The organism is Peribacillus sp. SIMBA_075 (assembly GCF_046534585.1).
In genome coordinates this window covers 1-17,099 of the sequence record NZ_JAWRYN010000066.1, presented here as the reverse complement: position 1 = coordinate 17,099, position 17,099 = coordinate 1, and the positions used below count along the sequence as shown (strand labels likewise).

Annotated in this window: 13 protein-coding genes; 9 read left to right on the top strand and 4 right to left on the bottom strand. The window is 39.5% G+C overall.

Features of this window, described 5'->3' with window-relative positions; all coding sequences use genetic code 11:
- Positions 1 to 79: 79 nt before the first annotated feature.
- Complete coding sequence (locus SB775_RS25840; RefSeq protein ID WP_089363927.1) at positions 80 to 781, bottom strand: SGNH/GDSL hydrolase family protein; 702 nt, start codon at positions 779 to 781, stop codon at positions 80 to 82.
- A gap of 127 nt (positions 782 to 908) precedes the next feature.
- Positions 909 to 2,423 carry an MDR family MFS transporter gene (locus SB775_RS25835; protein WP_089363928.1) on the bottom strand — a complete coding sequence of 505 codons (1,515 nt, stop codon included), beginning with the start codon at positions 2,421 to 2,423 and terminating at the stop codon, positions 909 to 911.
- A gap of 129 nt (positions 2,424 to 2,552) precedes the next feature.
- Here SB775_RS25835 and SB775_RS25830 point away from each other — a divergent pair, with 129 nt between their 5' ends.
- From SB775_RS25830 to SB775_RS25790, 9 genes are all read left to right on the top strand, one after another.
- Complete coding sequence (locus SB775_RS25830; RefSeq protein ID WP_061461159.1) at positions 2,553 to 3,026, top strand: MarR family transcriptional regulator; 474 nt, start codon at positions 2,553 to 2,555, stop codon at positions 3,024 to 3,026.
- 196 nt (positions 3,027 to 3,222) lie between these two features.
- Positions 3,223 to 4,068 carry an iron uptake system protein EfeO gene (efeO, locus tag SB775_RS25825; protein WP_089363929.1) on the top strand — a complete coding sequence of 282 codons (846 nt, stop codon included), beginning with the start codon at positions 3,223 to 3,225 and terminating at the stop codon, positions 4,066 to 4,068.
- Entirely contained in the window at positions 4,069 to 5,355 is a 1,287-nt protein-coding gene (gene efeB, locus SB775_RS25820) for an iron uptake transporter deferrochelatase/peroxidase subunit (RefSeq protein ID WP_089363930.1), read from the top strand. It abuts the gene before it with no gap.
- 87 nt (positions 5,356 to 5,442) lie between these two features.
- The gene (locus SB775_RS25815) at positions 5,443 to 7,197 is read left to right on the top strand and encodes an FTR1 family protein (RefSeq protein ID WP_410863977.1); all 1,755 of its coding nucleotides are present in this window, start codon (positions 5,443 to 5,445) and stop codon (positions 7,195 to 7,197) included.
- A gap of 622 nt (positions 7,198 to 7,819) precedes the next feature.
- Positions 7,820 to 8,191: a MerR family transcriptional regulator gene (locus tag SB775_RS25810; RefSeq protein ID WP_250211735.1), complete on the top strand. Its 372-nt coding sequence runs from the start codon at positions 7,820 to 7,822 to the stop codon at positions 8,189 to 8,191.
- A gap of 178 nt (positions 8,192 to 8,369) precedes the next feature.
- On the top strand, positions 8,370 to 9,686 hold the full coding sequence (locus SB775_RS25805) for a hemolysin family protein (RefSeq protein WP_410863975.1): 1,317 nt from the start codon (positions 8,370 to 8,372) through the stop codon (positions 9,684 to 9,686).
- 320 nt (positions 9,687 to 10,006) lie between these two features.
- On the top strand, positions 10,007 to 12,811 hold the full coding sequence (locus SB775_RS25800) for a response regulator (protein WP_410863973.1): 2,805 nt from the start codon (positions 10,007 to 10,009) through the stop codon (positions 12,809 to 12,811).
- Positions 12,812 to 12,843: 32 nt separating this feature from the next.
- Complete coding sequence (locus SB775_RS25795; RefSeq protein ID WP_410863972.1) at positions 12,844 to 13,677, top strand: CheR family methyltransferase; 834 nt, start codon at positions 12,844 to 12,846, stop codon at positions 13,675 to 13,677.
- Positions 13,678 to 13,961: 284 nt separating this feature from the next.
- Positions 13,962 to 15,104, top strand: coding sequence for a PP2C family protein-serine/threonine phosphatase (locus SB775_RS25790; protein ID WP_410863971.1), 1,143 nt, complete (start codon positions 13,962 to 13,964; stop codon positions 15,102 to 15,104).
- A 101-nt stretch (positions 15,105 to 15,205) separates the two neighbouring features.
- Here the strand turns inward: SB775_RS25790 and SB775_RS25785 are convergent, their stop codons facing one another.
- Both SB775_RS25785 and SB775_RS25780 read right to left on the bottom strand, forming a co-directional pair.
- Positions 15,206 to 15,376: a CsbD family protein gene (locus tag SB775_RS25785; RefSeq protein ID WP_081108663.1), complete on the bottom strand. Its 171-nt coding sequence runs from the start codon at positions 15,374 to 15,376 to the stop codon at positions 15,206 to 15,208.
- Between the two features lie 74 nt (positions 15,377 to 15,450).
- Positions 15,451 to 16,209: an alpha/beta hydrolase gene (locus SB775_RS25780; RefSeq protein ID WP_061461167.1), complete on the bottom strand. Its 759-nt coding sequence runs from the start codon at positions 16,207 to 16,209 to the stop codon at positions 15,451 to 15,453.
- Positions 16,210 to 17,099 lie beyond the last annotated feature (890 nt).

Sequence of the window (17,099 nt, the reverse complement as noted above, 5' to 3'; positions counted from 1 at the left end):
ACTGAACCGCCGTATACCGAACGGTACGTACGGTGGTGTGAGAGGTCGGAGGCTAGGCGCCTCCTCCTACTCGATTGTTTTATGGCCGAGGAGTTATTTCCACTGCCATATGCTTTTGTAAATCATAGAATATGGCCATGCTCATTTGCTGATACCCTTCGGAAGTGAGGTGGATGCCATCATCACTAATCAAGAGACCCAAGTCGCCGGAGGATTTAATATGGGAACGGACATCAATCAAAGGCACCTTAAGATCTTCTGCAAGGTTTTTCAATTGGCGATTATACATCCCATGCCAATGTTCAATACCTCCGACATGGGAAACGAAATGCCCGATCGAATGCCCGAATTTATCAGCTATAGATCTGTAATACCTGGCAGGGTCCAAAGGTGGGAGAGTTAAAAGGAAAGGTGTTACATGCTCGTCTTGAACCTGCTTGACAAGTTGTGTGATATTTTCCAGATAACGTTCGATTGGAACGATGGGCTCATGGTTACCATCTGGATTCTTGGCTACTTCTTCCCAATGGAAGTTACAGTCGTTTCCACCGACCTCTATTAATACGATATCGGGATTTTCCGACATCACGTCTTTCTCGATCCGGCTAACCAACAGGTCGGAGTTGTCATTGAAAACCCCTTTATTCAAAACTTCCACGAATGGCAATGATTCTGTAAGCTTAGCTAAAGAGTTCGGATAATTTTCTTTAATAATGCGAAGCCTTCCCTTAACATAAGAAATGCCTCTGGTTAAACTGTCACCAAAACATACAATCTTCAAACTTCTCACCTCGGTATGTGAATGTGTTACTTATATTTTAGTAGTAGACTGATTTTTCGGCAATTTTCACCTCCTAAATAGAAGGAATGAAAATAAATAAAAAGCGCTGGAAGTCCAGCGCCTTTATTTATTTTAATGATTCCTCATTTGAAGTTGTTTCCACTCTTGTTTTTCCCATAAAGAACACAGTGATTGCTGCAAGACCAATCGGAATGAGGGCCAAGGTGAATATTAGTGAAATCGAATCGGACATCGCATGAACGATTTTATCCAGGACAAAGTCCGGAATCTCGGCACGTGCGTCCGATTGGAAGAGTTGACGTGGGTCCTTGATTAATCCGGCTGTATCCGGGCTTTCTTGCATTCCTTTAAATGCATCCGCCATTTTACTTGTGAACACATTGTTCTGAATCGCTCCATAAATCGTTACACCGAGTGTCATCCCAAAAGAGCGGAGGAATGAGTTTGTTGAGTTGGCCGACCCCCGGAATCTTGGTTCCAAATTGTGAATGGAGGCAATAGGCAAAAGGGAGAAGGAAAAGCCCATGCCAAACCCCGTCAGAATCATGTATAAAGTTAATAAAGTCCTGCTGGTATCAGGAGTAATGGTCCCTAATAAAAGCATACCCGAAAAATAGCAGATGACGGAAATCGTCATTAAGTTGCGAAAGCTTGTCTTTGTATTGAATATCCCGCCAATTGCACTGCCGAATACCGAACCGAGCATCATAGGGGTGAGGATCAATCCGGCATTTGTTGCGGAACCACCGTAAACCGCTTGGACGAAAATCGGAATATAAACGGTTAAAATAATGAATGTACCGCCATAAAGAATGGCTAAAATTTGAGAAGTGGCAAATAATCGCCTTTTAAACAGCCATAATGAGATGATTGGATCCTTTGCCCTTTTTTCGAAAAAGAAAAAAGAAATGAAGAAAACCACAAAGCTAGCAAACAGACCTATGATAGGAGATGAACCCCAGCCATACTCTCCGCCCAGTTCGAGAGCGAACATTAAGCTGATAACGGCAATGACGAGAGTTGCTGCACCACCCCAATCAATTTTTTGCTCTTGGGTGTTGGCTGACTCCTTGTAATATTTCCAGATAAAAAATAAAGAGATGATTCCAATCGGAACATTGACGTAGAAAATCCAGTGCCAGCTGGAATATTCGGTAATATATGCACCTAAAAGCGGTCCCAATACGCTGGAGGCCCCAAATACAGCACCAAAAAGCCCTGTCAATTTTCCTCGTTTCTCAGGTGGGAAAATATCGAAAATGATCGTAAAGGCGATGGGCATCAAAGCTCCTCCGCCTATACCTTGGATGGCACGGAAGATACTTAACTGTACTATGCTCTGAGCCATACCGCATAAAGCGGAACCGATTAAAAAGACTATGAGTCCAAAAATAAAAAACCTTTTTCTTCCATACATATCGGAAAGCTTACCGAAAATCGGCATACTTGCCATCGTGGCGACCATATAGGCAGATGTCACCCATACAAACTTATCGAACCCGCCTAAATCGGAAACGATCGTTCCCATTGCAGTCGCAACAATCGTATTATCCATTGCTGACATCAAGATACCCAATAATAAACCGGCAACAATGAATCTTTGTTTTTTTTGATCGTTCATTTATTTTCCTCCTTCGCATCAACCAGCTCATGAATTTCCTTTACATGGTTGAAGGGTAAACGTTAAGATGAAACAAAACATTTATCTTGAAAATCAAGATAAATTCAAGTGTAAAAGGGGTGGCATTTTATGTCAAGCGATTATGGGGTGAATGCAGCTCTGTTAGAGAGTTTAACACACAGTTTGCAAAGGTATGGAATGAGATCCGTTTTATTTCAACAAAACATGGCTCAGAAAATAGGGGTGTCCCATACGGATTTAAAGAGTGCGGAAATATTGAATGAAACAGGACCAATAACCGCTGGAGAACTATCCAAAATTACAGGATTGAGTACGGGCTCGGTTACGGCACTGATCAATCGCCTTGAGAAATCCGGTTATGTTAAAAGAGAACGAGATCATATGGACGGAAGACGGGTAATGATTGCACCGATATCCGAAAGACAGGAACAGATTAAATCACACTATCAATCACTCTCTATGGCCACCAAAGATTTATGTTCCGCTTATAATGAGCAAGAGCTAATATTTATCAATCAATTTGTTGAGGACATCACAAAAATCATGGACAAAGAAAATGACAAGTTAATGAGTGAGCGTTAGAGGTAGTTGAAAGAACACTGCCTTTTTTTATTTTTAGCCGCTGTAAGCTTTTTATATACGGAAGGGAAAAGGTAAAGTGGGTGGATTTTTTCGATGAGAATGAAAAATGTCGCATTTTCATTAAAATATATATTGATAATGATTTTCATTATCTGATAATATGAACCTACAAATCATTTCTAAGGGAGAATACAATATGAAGAAAGCAAAGGCGACATTAGCAGTCTTACTATCAACAAGCCTATTATTTGGCTGTACGCAGAAAAAGGAAGAAACTAAGCCCGCAGATGATAACGCCAAAGAAGCGAGTGCGAGTAAGCTTGATGATGTATCTACCGAGTACAGGGAATATGCAATTGGTGAAATAGAAGAGTTCGTAAACGCAACGGAAGAATTTACTACGGCGGTATCTTCCGGAGATATTGAAAAAGCGAAGGAAGCATACGCACCAGCCCGCATGCATTATGAGAGAGCGGAACCGATCGCAGAAGTATTTGGGGATCTTGATCCGAAAATTGATGCGCGTAAAGGGGACGTCAAAGATGCAGACTGGGGCGGTTACCACCGGATTGAAATGGGGTTATGGGAAGAAAACACAACCAAGGGGTACGAAGGGTATGCAGATCAATTAATGAGTGATGTCAATTTGCTTCGTGCCAAAGTTGAAACGGTTGAGGTCACACCTGATTTATTAATTACGGGTGCAGTGGATTTATTGAATGAAGTTTCTACCAGTAAAGTTACAGGAGAAGAGGACCGATATTCTCATACGGATTTATATGATTTCGTTGCAAATGTAGAAGGGGCAGAAAAGATCTATGAACTGCTTACGCCAGCGCTGAAAGAAAAGGATCCGAAGCTTGCTGCGGAAATCCAAAAACGTTTTGACGATGTATACGGCTTGCTTGAAAAGCATAAAGAAGGAAATGGCTACATCTCATATACGGATTTAAAGGAATCTGAAGTCAAAGAGTTGAGCCAAGCAATTGATGCATTAGCTGAACCACTTTCGCAAATAGGGATTGTAACGGAGGAATCATAATTGAAAGAAAACACGCCAAAAGATGAAACTGGTATTTTTACAAAAAAAGTAAGTCGTAGAAATATGTTGAAAACGGCAGGAGTCGGTGGAATCGGAGTCGCGATAGGAGCATCTGGATTTGGAGGACTGCTGACTCTTTCTGATCAAAAGGCAAAGGGGCAAACTAAAGATATTGTCCCATTTTATGGAGCGCATCAGGCTGGTATCACCACTGAAGCGCAAGATAACCTTTATTTTGCATCATTGGAAGTAACGACAGATAATAGGTCTGATTTAATCCAGCTGTTTAAGGATTGGACAGAGGCTGCGGCTCAGATGACAGCAGGAGATTTAATTGGTGAAGCATCTCTTAATACAAATATGCCTCCAAAAGATACGGGGGAAGCGAAAGAATTATCACCTTCCAATTTAACGATTACTTTTGGAGTGGGTCCTACCCTATTTTCGAAAGATGGGAAAGATCGATTTGGTTTGAAATCGAAACGACCTGCTGAATTAAAGGACCTGCCCAAATTCCCTCTAGATGCATTGGAAGAAGAATGGAGCGGTGGAGATATTTGTATTCAAGCATGTGCAGATGATCTTCAAGTGGCTTTTCACGCTGTTCGGAATTTAGTGAGAATCGGGAGAGGGAAAACAATCATTCATTGGGCACAGACAGGTTTTCAACGGACTAAGCAAGCCGATTCACAAAAAACGACACCGCGAAACTTATTTGGGTTTAAGGATGGGACTGCCAATCCGGATAAGAATAATAACAGTGAAATGAATGAGCATGTTTGGGTAAAGGCTGATGACGGGCCTGACTGGCTTATTGGAGGTAGTTATATGGTGGTGCGCCGAATTCAGATGTACATTGAAGTTTGGGACCGCACAATATTGAAAGAACAAGAAAATACGTTTGGCCGACATCGGGACAGTGGAGCTCCACTAGGAATGAAGAATGAGTTTGATAGCCCTGACCTGGAAGCTAAAGACCCAAATGGAAATCGGATCATTCCCAAAGATTCGCATATGAGTCTATCTAGGGGGGACGGAAAAGCAAAGATACTGCGACGTCCTTATTCATATGCAGATGGAATGGATCCTAAAACAGGAAGCTTCAATGCGGGCCTGCTATTCATTTGTTTTCAGCGAAACCCAAGTAAACAATTTATTCCCATACAGGAGCGACTAGCGAAAAATGATAAGCTCAACGAATATATCGTTCACAAGGGCAGTGCCATGTTCGCCTGTTTACCAGGTGTGAAAAAGGGTGGCTATATTGGGGATTCCCTTTTTGGATAAATTGAATTACAAATGAGGACGTGAAAATCGCCAGCATGGATATTATCCGGGTTGGCGATTTTAGTTCATGAAAAAGGAGGGAACGGTATGACCGTTTCTAAATGGAAGAGTGGGATATTGGTTCTAATAGTCAGTCTTTTATTTCTTTCATCTGCTGTAAGGATCGTTTCGGCGGGTGAAAACCATGATCAGCTTTTTGTTTATATTGGCGATAGTTTAATGAAGGTAAAATCCGGGGACCTTAAGGAAGTATCGAAAAATATTGATCTATTCGAGAAAGAATGGAAAACGATAAAAACGGACAGTGAAAGTGCGGTGAAAGTCGACGAGCAACTATCCGCTGTAAAAAGCGCTTTGAGAGAACAAGCCTCAACAGATGAAATCAAAAAGCGGCTATCGGCTTTATCAAGTACTCTTGTTACATATGATACTAATGAAAACCCAGTTGACAAGACGGACCATAAAGAAAGGTTACAAGCGATAATTCCTTTAATAGATGAGTTGGACGCAACGGTAACTAAAGGTGACTTTGATCAAGCTAAAGTTCAATATACGAACCTGCTGAATCAATGGACCGACGCAGAGGTCGTTGTCAGGGAGAAAAGTATAGCTACATATGGTGAAATTGAAACAAGTATGGCCTTTGTACGAATAGCGATTACACAAGATCCCCCAGATTCGGAAAAAGCCAAAAAGAATCTAATTGAATTGAAGGGTTTAATGGAGGATTTCCTTGCTGGTAAAGTTGAAGAAGGAAGCCAGAAGAAGACCTATTCACTTGGGGATGTAACGCAACTCTTACAAAGTAGTGCAACGGATATTGAAAAGGATGACATCGATTCTGCCGTTGATCAGTTAAATGAAATTTTAACAATTTGGCCTAATGTCGAAGGGGAGGTCTCCACAAGGGACAGCAAGCTTTACAGCGATATGGAAACGAAAGTCCCTACCGCAATCAGCCTATTGCAATCGAAAAAGGTAAAGGCTGAGGAAGCGAAGGGAATCGTATCCGATTTAAACTCAAGGTTACTCCCTTTGATTGATGATACGAGTTATACAACATGGGATGCCGCTCTGATTCTTTTACGGGAAGGATTGGAAGCACTCTTGATTGTGGCTACATTATTGTCTTTCCTAAAGAAAATAGGGCAAGCGGACAAACAAAAGTGGATTTGGACAGGGGTAGGTGCAGGTTTAGTTGCCAGTTCCATATTGGCGGTCATAATCAATATCGTTTTCTCTCAGGTCACGGCTGCGTCGAGCCGGGAATATATTGAGGGAATCACTGGGATAATAGCTGTATTGATGATGTTGACAATTGGTCTGTGGCTTCATAGTAAATCGAATGTCCATGCATGGAACCGTTATATCAGCAAGCAAATGAACCAAGCCATTGCAACGGGAAGCATCATCTCTTTTGCTTTAATCAGTTTTCTATCCATATTCCGTGAAGGTGCGGAGACCATTATCTTTTATGCTGGAATGGCTCCATATATGGAATTAAAGCAGCTGATGAGCGGGATTTTCCTTGCCTTCCTCATATTAGTGGTAATTGGATTCATCATGTTACGCTACAGTGTAAAATTACCGATGACCCTATTCTTTAAAGTCGCAACGATACTCATATATGCCTTGGCTTTCAAGATTCTTGGGGTCTCTATCCATTCGCTTCAGGTTTCGCAAGTGATACAGACAAATACGATCAGTTCCTTCCCATTTGTAGAATGGATAGGTCTCTATCCAACAATGGAAACGCTGGTGCCGCAAGCTGTTTTAATTCTTTTAATCGTATTGGCGACCTATTGGGTTAAAAGGAGTAATTCTTTACATGCAACTGAATAAAAAAATGGGACTGACGTATGTCAGTCCCATTTTTAAAGAAGACCTAAAAGTCCCACTCCTAAAGGAATCACCAAAATCCATATTTATCACTTGTGAAGTGAGATGCTTATAAAATAAGTGATAAAAATGCAAAATCACCCTATAGTTTATAATGATTTTAATATAGTATTGATTATCATCAATGAAGTAGTATAATAGGTATAACAAGCAGTTAAAGCGAGGAGGACAGTATAAATGGTAGCAAAAGTCTGTGAAACATGCGGAAAACCAATAAAAAGGCTAAAGCATTCTTCCCTATGCCAATGCGGTCCTAAGATATTGAGCAATCAATTTTCAGTTAAAACAAAAAAATAGAATCCATGGCTTAAATCATAAATTAAACCGATTATTCAATTAATCGGTTTTTGTTTATCCATGAAGGGTAAAAATGTGAATAAAACAATATTTATCCTTTCATCCAATTAAAAATATTTTTCATTTCAATAAAAATAATGTACGATTAGAGGATAGAATAAAACGTCATGGCGGAAAAGACATATGTTCAGATTGTCTAAACCATCACGTTACGGTTTGGAGGGGTTATATTGGGAACGAGACATTAAAAATTGGCGAGTTGGCGGAAATGGCGAATGTTACAAAACGAACCGTTGATTATTATACGAACTTAGGCCTGCTTAAAGCAGAGCGTTCCGCCTCTAATTACCGCTATTATTCGGTAGGTGAACTTGAAAGGCTCCGCAGTATCGAGGGATATAAAAGAAAGAACCTTTCATTGGAAGACATAAAAGATATATTTAAACAGGAAAAGGAAGTCGCATCCGCAATTGAGGAAACAGGTCTTCAACTGAAAAACAAAATGGATGGCCTGAACGAAGAACTTCAAGAAGTCATCAGCTTGATTAAAAAAGACGAAAAAAATGAGCTTCTTCTAAAAAAACAGATTTCCCATGAAAGCATGGCCTTGATCCAATCATTACTAGTGTTGCTGGTATGATTAAAATTTATTCCCTATTATTTTGTGTGCAAAGGTGCATATTAACGATATAGGCTAAATGGTTTTGGTTCATGTTAAGGCGAAAATCGCTTTTGAAACGAATAAACCCATTTATACAGGAGGTGCTTGGGATTAAACCGTGTATGTCTAATCCAAATGTTAGAAGGATAGGCACTTCATGGTGAACCCGCACATATTGGAGATTTTTATAAAATTATTAGCAGTAGCTGTACTAATAGCGTTAACCGCATTTTTCGTTGCATCGGAATTTGCAATCGTGAAAGTCAGAAGTTCCCGAATCAATCAGTTGATTGAAGAAGGGCATAGAAATGCACTTGCGGCTAAGAAAGTGACGACCCATATTGATGAGTACTTATCTGCCTGTCAGTTGGGGATTACAGTAACTGCCTTAGGTTTGGGGGTATTGGGTGAACCGACAGTTGAGGCGATTTTAAGACCATTGTTCAATAAATGGGGATTAGAGGAATCGGTAAGTCATATCATCTCTTTCGTAATCGCATTCGGTTCTGTAACATTCCTTCATGTTGTAGTGGGGGAACTGGCACCAAAAACAGTTGCGATCCAAAAGGCAGAAGAGGTAACCTTGATTTTTTCAAAGCCGTTAATTCTCTTTTACCGGATTTTGTACCCATTTATTTGGTTACTGAATGGTTCTGCCCGTCTCCTAACTGGCATATTCGGATTAAAGCCTGCTTCTGAGTCCGAAATGGCCCACTCTGAAGAAGAACTGCGCATCATTTTATCGGAAAGCTATAAAAGCGGTGAGATCAACCAGTCGGAATACAAATATGTAAACCAGATATTTGAATTTGATGAGCGTATTGCGAATGAGATCATGGTTCCTCGTACGGAAATGACCGTTATCGAAAAGGGCATGCCTTTATTGGAAGTTGTTGAACTTATTCAAGAAGAACAATACACAAGGTACCCAGTCATAGACGGTGATAAAGATAATGTCGTGGGAATGGTCAATATCAAGAGACTTTATACAGCGACGATTACGGAGGAAAATGTAACAGAACTGACGGTGGATTCCTTTGTAACACCTGTCATCCGTGTTCTTGAAACGATCGCCATTCATGATCTGCTGCTGAAAATGCAGAAGGAACGGATTCATATGGCGGTCTTGACTGATGAATATGGCGGAACTGCCGGCCTTGTTACGGTTGAAGACATCCTTGAAGAAATCGTTGGGGAAATCCAGGATGAATTTGACCAGGATGAACGTCCGCTTATTCAAAAAATTAATGAAGGACATTATGTTTTCGATGCAAAAACATTGGTTGAAGACGTCAATGATACCCTTGCAATCGATTTGCCAGAGGAAGATATCGATACATTAGGCGGATGGTTCCTGACAGGCCGATTTGAGATTGCGGTCGGGGATAGAATTGAATATGCCGGATATGAATTTACTGTAAAGGAAATGGCCGACCACCATGTTTTATATGTGGAAGTGAAGAAAATTCAATAACAGATTCCCAACAAGAGCCGAAGGTGAAAACTTTCGGCTTTTATTATGAGTAAATACGGATTGGCCTTTTGGTTATAACAAAGGAAAAGAAAGACTCCCACTTAATTGGAAAAAGGAATACATTTTTAAAAACACTGGAGGTAACCATTTTAGCTATGAAAATGTTAAAATGGAGTCTGAGCAATGAATCTATCTATCATTTAGTAAATTAAAAGCATATAAAGAAAAATCCTAGTGATCCAAATGATAGTAATAAGATGTATTTTGCAATGCCGTTTATTTCTGGATGATTATAAAATTGTATGAAGGTGGGCGGGGAAATGGGTTTTAGGAAGAAGCAAATGGTGGGATTCGGTTTAATCTTACTTTTCTTGGCTATTTTACTTTCTTTTATGATGGTTACGCTTAACAATTTAAAGAGTAGCATGACGGAAATAGTTGAAAATCGCTATGAAAAGGTTCAAGCTTCGATGGAAATCCGTCAGCTGTTTTCTAGGTCGGACCGTGAGATTTTGTTTGCAGCGAATGATGCAAATAAAGAAGAAAGAGCAGAGAGCCTTGAAATCATCAATGAGAATCATAGTTTGATTGAATCAAAAATTGCAGGTTTATCAGGCAGTTTACAGAGGGTGAAAGCAAAACAATTATTGAAAGAGTTTGAAACTCAATATGCTTCTTACTCCATAACTGAGGCTGAGATCATCCAAAAGATAAAATCGGGAAACTCTTCGGATGATCTTTCAAACTTGATGGACGATCAAAGGGAAAAACGAAAGAAAGTCATCAGTACGATGGATGAATTTAAGGATTACCAAGAAGGTGTCATGAAAGATACCTTAAGTAATTCGAAACAAACTTATGAAGATATGATCAGTTTTGTGATTTTTGCGGTCATTCTCAGCATTTTGGTTATTTCCGTAACGGTTGTTTGGATGATTCGCAGTACATCGAAAGATCTGCAATCCATTACGAAAGTCATCAAAAATATCGATTTTAAAAATTTATCGGTCGTACCAAGAATTCCGGTTCGAACTACTGATGAAATTAGTGATATAGCGAGATCGTTCAATGATATGGCGGAATCGCTTGAGGCCTATAATCGAAAAGAGAAAGATTTCACTGATAAGATCAGTGAACAGAACTGGATCCAGACCCGCGTTGCAGATATAGCTACCATGTATCAGCGCATTGTTGATGTGGAAGTTCTGGCTGACCGATTCATTACGAGACTTGCACCGATGATGGGAGCTTCAATTGGAGCTTTTTACCTCAAGCGGGGTGAGGGTGAGGACATGCGTTTTGTTAAGCTTGCCAGCTTTGCAGGAGATGGTGAAGACTCAGGCAGACGTGAATTCCGTATGGGCGAAGGTTTGATCGGACAATGCGCCCTTGAAAAGAAATCGAAAGTCATTGACGATATCCCTGAAGATTTCCACTTGGTTACAACGGGATTAGGGGAAGTCCATCCGAAAAGCATTGTCATTGCGCCAGTGGTTTTTGAGGATGAGGTTGTGGCGATGGTTGAATTGGCAAGCTTGGAGGCCTTTACGAAGTTGCAAAAACATTTCCTGAACCAGGTTCTTGATACTCTAGGCATCACGATTAATAATGTAGAGGGCCGGATGGAAATAGAGCGTTTATTGCAAGAATCACAGGCACAAACCGAGGAGTTACAGGCTCAATCGGAAGAATTACAATCACAGTCAGAGGAAATGCAAGCCCAATCAGAGGAACTGCAAACACAGGCTGAAGAGTTGCGGATGATTAATGAACAATTAGAAGAGAGAAACCGTGAAACGGAAGAAAAATCAAAAGAGCTTCAAGTCGCAAAACAAAACCTTGAAAAACAAGCCGAAGAATTAAAGTTAAGTTCAAAATATAAATCGGAGTTCATGGCAAATATGTCCCATGAATTGCGGACACCGCTCAATAGTATTCTGATTTTATCAGAAATGCTTTCCGATCCAAATGATAGTAAATTAACTGAAGAGCAACAGGAATTCGCTCGTGTCATTAACTCATCAGGGCAAGACTTATTAACGTTGATCAATGACATTTTGGATTTATCAAAAGTTGAAGTCGGAAAGCTCGAAGTGGTCTTTGATGAAATGAATATGAGTGAACTTCCTGAGTTATTGCACCGTAACTTCGATCATGTAGCCAAGAAAAAGAACATTGACTTTATAATAGAAAAAGATAAAAATGTTCCGGATATTTTCTTTACGGATGAACAGCGCTTCCAGCAAATTTTGAAAAACCTGTTGTCCAATGCATTTAAATTCACAGAAAAAGGTTATGTGTCCGTCCAAATCAAAAAAGCTGATGAAGAAAATGTAGCACAATGGATACAGACAAAAGGAGCTAGCAATTGGGTTGAAATTAAGGTGAAGGATACTGGCATCGGAATTTCAAAAGAGAAGCAAAAACTTATCTTTGAAGCATTCCAGCAAGGTGACGGAGCTACAATGAGAAAATATGGCGGTACAGGACTTGGGCTATCGATTTGCCGGGAGTTTGCCAAACTTCTGGGAGGCTGGGTGATTGTAGATAGTGAAGAAGGGCAAGGCAGTACCTTTACTTTCTTTATTCCAAGCATGCCAGAGGGCTTCAAAAATGTAGACGAAGCAATAGCTGCTTCTCCGGAAGTGGCAGCTGCTGCTAACCACGATGATTCTGCCGCGCCTTTTGGCGATCAGGAAGAACCGGATGCAGGTATGATGGATGAAGAAGATCGGGATAAGGCCAAACCATTCTGCAATAAAACAGTACTTGTCGTCGATGATGACCACCGCAATATATTTGCACTGAAAAATGCCCTGAAGCATGAGGGGATGGAAATCCTTACAGCGGAAAACGGCTACGAATGTTTGGAACTCCTTGAAAAAGGTAACGATATAGATGTAATATTGATGGATATCATGATGCCAGGCATGGACGGTTACGAAACGATGACCAGAATTCGCGAGCAAAGTAAGTTCGAGAATCTTCCAATCATCGCGCTAACGGCCAAAGCGATGAAAGGCGATAGGGAAAAATGCCTGAAGGCTGGCGCTTCCGATTATGTCAGCAAGCCATTAAAATTAGATCAGCTGTTATCCGTTCTAAGAGTATGGCTGACTAATTAATTGATTGATAGTATGGGTAAGGAAGGTTTTGCATGAAGGATACTTTAACGATTGAAGAAAGAGAAGATATAGAAATCAAATTATTGTTAGAGGCCATTTATTCCGTTTCTGGCTTTGACTTTCGCAAGTATATGCGTTCTTCAATTAAAAGAAGAGTTGAAAATAGAATGAGACTGGATCATATTCGCAGGATTAGCGGAATGATAGAAATGGTTTTATATGAAAAAGGCTATGTCGAGAAGCTTTTGAAGGATTTTTCAATAAATGTTACAGAAATGTTTCGCGATCCGGAATTCTTTAAAGCTTTTCGTTTGAATATCGTTCCGCTTTTGAAAAACCTTCCCGAAATCAGAATATGGCATGCTGGTTGTTCGACCGGTGAAGAAGCCTTTTCCATGGCGATCATCCTCAAGGAAGAAGGACTTTATGATAAGGCAAGGATTTATGCCACTGATATGAATGATGAAGTCCTCAGTCATGCGGAAAAAGGAATATTACCATTAAATAGAATGCAGTCTTATACAAAAAACTATCTGCATGCTGGCGGTAACCAAGAATTTTCGGAGTATTACACAACCGATTATCAAAATGCCTACCTTGATTCGAGTCTCCTTAAAAACATTGTGTTTTTCCAGCATAATTTAGTTACTGATGGTTCGTTCAATGAATTTCATATCATAATGTGCCGGAATGTGATGATTTACTTTACCGGTGAATTACAGACCTATGTTAATCAGTTGTTTTATGACAGTCTTTGTAAAGACGGTTTCCTTGCAGTTGGCAGTAAGGAAACACTTCATACATCATCCTTTTCGGAAGATTATGAGGACTTTGACTCAAAGGAACGGATTTATCGGAAATTGTAAAAAGAAAGAGTACGCATATTTGCGTACTCTTTCTTTTAATTTATAGGGATATACTATATTTTCCGCTTTTTTTGCATTTCTATGTTTATGGTGTCGGAAGAAGGGGTATAAACAATGAGTTGGTCTTCATTTTATATTCGTTGTCGTGCTTTATTATTATTAAAAGAGACTGAACTTCGTTATAATATAATGGGAAAATACTTGTTATGGGAGCTTTATTAAACTGATCCATATTATAAAGATAAATGTTGCCGCTCGATATAAGCCAAAAGGGGAATGAAAGAATGAGGATTCTAATCGTAGATGATAACCAGGTTAACCTTTTCGTTATAGAGAAAATTCTAAAGCGAGCAGGCTATACGGACTTTCTATCATTAACTTCAGCTGTTGAGATGTTTGAATATTTACAGGTGGATAGTCCGCAACCTAAAGAGACTTCAGTTGATATCATTCTGCTTGATATTATGATGCCGGAGATCGATGGGATAGAGGCATGCAGGAGGCTTCAAAGTATTCCTCACCTTAAAGATATACCGGTTATTTTTGTGACCGCTCTTGAAGATTCAAACAAGGTGGCCGAGGCACTTGATGTGGGCGGTATTGATTATATAATGAAGCCTATCAATAAAATAGATTTACTTGCGAGAATTCGCGTGGGTTTAAGACTTAAATATGAAAAAGATTGGCATAAAATGCAGGATGAAAAAATTCGCAACGAATTGGATCTCTCCATGCAGGTTCAAAGCAGTTTATTAAGTGAGCCCATTAGAAATGATCACTTAACTATAAGAGCATCATACTTACCTGCGAATAAATTGGCAGGGGATATGTACTATTGGCACCGTATTGATGAAAATCGGTATGGGATCATCCTGTTGGATATGATGGGGCATGGCATTTCCGCCTCACTTGTGTGTATGTTCATTTCTTCAGTTTTGAGAGATGCCATCAGGACACATACTGATCCAGTGGCAGTCATAAACGAAATGAATCGCTGGATGAGTACCCTTAATAAAGAGGACAATCTAGTGCATTATTATTTTACCGCGATTTATTTGATCATTGATACAGAGCAAAAGACAGTGGAATATGTGAATGCTGGACATCCTCCAGGCTTTGCTTTAATAGATGATGGAAAAGTGGCATCACTTTCAAAAGGGACATGTCCAGTTGGTTTCTTTACCGAGATGAAGATAGAAAAATCCATCATTCATTATGAAGAGAAGATTCAGCTTATGCTATTTACGGATGGAGTCATGGAAGCTATTGATCGGGAAGGGACAGAAGGGCTCAGCCAAATAAAAGAAGCGGTCTCGACGAGATGGTTAGATTGTAAAGAAACTCCCCCTATTGATTTTTTGATGCCCCCGAAAATGCAGCAAGATCAACCGGATGATATGTGTGTTGTAATTATTCAAGCAAATTAAAGAAGGAAGAGGCGGCAGATTATCTGCCGCCTCTTCTCTATATAAGGGGGGCGAGAATGTTCGTTAAGAGTATTGAGTGAATAATGTACCCATCTATTGCTTCAACGGTTATTTTTCAATTTACTAATGTTATCCTGTAAATTGCCTTTTAATTTATCGACTTTACCTTCTGCTTGTAAGTGAGGATCATTTTTCGCGTTTCCGACCTGGTCTTTCGTTTCACCTTTAACCTTATTTACAGTACTTTTTACTTTGTCTGATAAACCGCTCATTATGTTACCTCCTTTTTCTTTATATACTTTATATACCCATGAAGTGTATGGGTAAACCCAATTTATAAAGGAGGTTAAGAAGCGATTGTTGCCCTTTTATTTTGCTTTTGAATGAATTGACATGACCGTTCAATGATATGATCTTTATCATGATCCAACGAGGCCACATGATATGAATTTTCAAGGGGCACCATTTCCTTATCGCTGGACATGACAGTTTCGTAAATTTGATAGGAACATAGGTCTGGTACAACGTGATCTTCTGGAGAATGGAAGAGGAGTATTGGGCACGTAATGTTTTTAAGTAGTTGACTGGTATGTTCCATTATATCGAGCAATTGATTAATCGCTTTTGACGGAACTTGGTCATATGTGACTTCTTTGGTCGTATCATCTTTTATGTCTGGTTTGCCTTCAGGAATGAAGCGTGGAACCAATTGGTTACGGTATATTTCATATTCGGGAACTTGAAGAGCGGCATTGATGGTTAGAATCCCGTCACAAGCCACTTTTGTCGCTAAATCCAGGACAAGAGCTCCTCCCATTGATTGGCCAATAGCGAATACTTTGGTGCAGGTTCGCTTTAACTTTGCATAGGCCATTTCAACATCTTGTATCCATTCTTGATAATGGCTCGTTTCCATTTCACCTTCATTCGTTCCGTGGCCTGCCAATCTGGGAGCGAAGACAGTAAAGCCTTTGGCAGCGAATTTTTCACCTAAATACCTTACGCTTTGTGGTGTTCCATTAAAACCATGGCAAATAAGGATACCGATAGAATTGCCGGGTAAGAAAAAAGATTCCGCACCTGGTATTACCATTGCTGCTTTCATATTCCCATCTCCTTTTAGCTATATAGTTATGTTTAATTAAAAGTTAGCTTGTAAAAGTATAAAATTAACTATTCCGATTATTTTACTTGGTTATATATTAACATGATGGAAATTGTGAAGTCAATTTGGTTATATTCCACACTCCATTATTCATTAGATTTAGATGTCATTCATAAAAACGATATACAGGAGTTTATTAGCCTATTATATGTAGTATGGATGTTTACAGAGGAGTTCTGAGTTTTTTTGTCGAAAACCCTATCTGTTCTTTGCAAAACTTTTCCTCTGAGGAGAAAGACCGACAGGTATACTGGCAAGACATTCAAGAATTAGGGAAAAAACAATGAATATTCGAGGGGATAGGGGGTAGTCAATTTAATTAAACAGCTGAAGGAGCTCTTTTTTACACTTTACATCCCTGCAGGATGATAATACACAATCCACAAAGTAATTATGTATGGTTACATTTCTTTCTATTTATATAAGTACTGTCATGGAATTGTTTAAACTTTAGAAGCTAATAAACTGTGCACTCAAACAAATATAATAATATAGAGAAAAAGCGTTGACTTTAAGGTGAAATAGGATTAATATAAATAAGCACCAACTAAGACAAACGAAAAACTTCATCCGCTTTTGGCAGATTGCTAGAAGAAAATAATAACTATTGACTTCTTACTATGAAAATGATAAGATGAAATGGTCGCTGAAAAACACAGCGATTTAAAATAAGTTAAAAACTTCGCAGAAGTTGACAACTAATCAATAAAGTGTTATGATGAATAAACAAGCCGTTCGAAAGAACGATTGTGAAAATTGCTCTTTGAAAACTGAACAAAACAAAGCGCCAACGTTAAATTTTAAGTGAGCACACACTATTAAAAAAGCAA

Excerpts from the sequence above, each read along its gene's own strand:
- SB775_RS25835 (WP_089363928.1), bottom strand. The coding sequence starts at position 2,423 with ATGAACGATCAAAAAAAACAAAGATTCATTGTTGCCGGTTTATTATTG.
- SB775_RS25830 (WP_061461159.1), top strand. The coding sequence starts at position 2,553 with ATGTCAAGCGATTATGGGGTGAATGCAGCTCTGTTAGAGAGTTTAACA.
- efeO (WP_089363929.1), top strand. The coding sequence starts at position 3,223 with ATGAAGAAAGCAAAGGCGACATTAGCAGTCTTACTATCAACAAGCCTA.
- SB775_RS25815 (WP_410863977.1), top strand. The coding sequence starts at position 5,443 with ATGACCGTTTCTAAATGGAAGAGTGGGATATTGGTTCTAATAGTCAGT.
- SB775_RS25810 (WP_250211735.1), top strand. The coding sequence starts at position 7,820 with ATGGCGAATGTTACAAAACGAACCGTTGATTATTATACGAACTTAGGC.
- SB775_RS25805 (WP_410863975.1), top strand. The coding sequence starts at position 8,370 with ATGGTGAACCCGCACATATTGGAGATTTTTATAAAATTATTAGCAGTA.
- SB775_RS25800 (WP_410863973.1), top strand. The coding sequence starts at position 10,007 with ATGGGTTTTAGGAAGAAGCAAATGGTGGGATTCGGTTTAATCTTACTT.
- SB775_RS25795 (WP_410863972.1), top strand. The coding sequence starts at position 12,844 with ATGAAGGATACTTTAACGATTGAAGAAAGAGAAGATATAGAAATCAAA.
- SB775_RS25790 (WP_410863971.1), top strand. The coding sequence starts at position 13,962 with ATGAGGATTCTAATCGTAGATGATAACCAGGTTAACCTTTTCGTTATA.
- SB775_RS25785 (WP_081108663.1), bottom strand. The coding sequence starts at position 15,376 with ATGAGCGGTTTATCAGACAAAGTAAAAAGTACTGTAAATAAGGTTAAA.
- SB775_RS25780 (WP_061461167.1), bottom strand. The coding sequence starts at position 16,209 with ATGAAAGCAGCAATGGTAATACCAGGTGCGGAATCTTTTTTCTTACCC.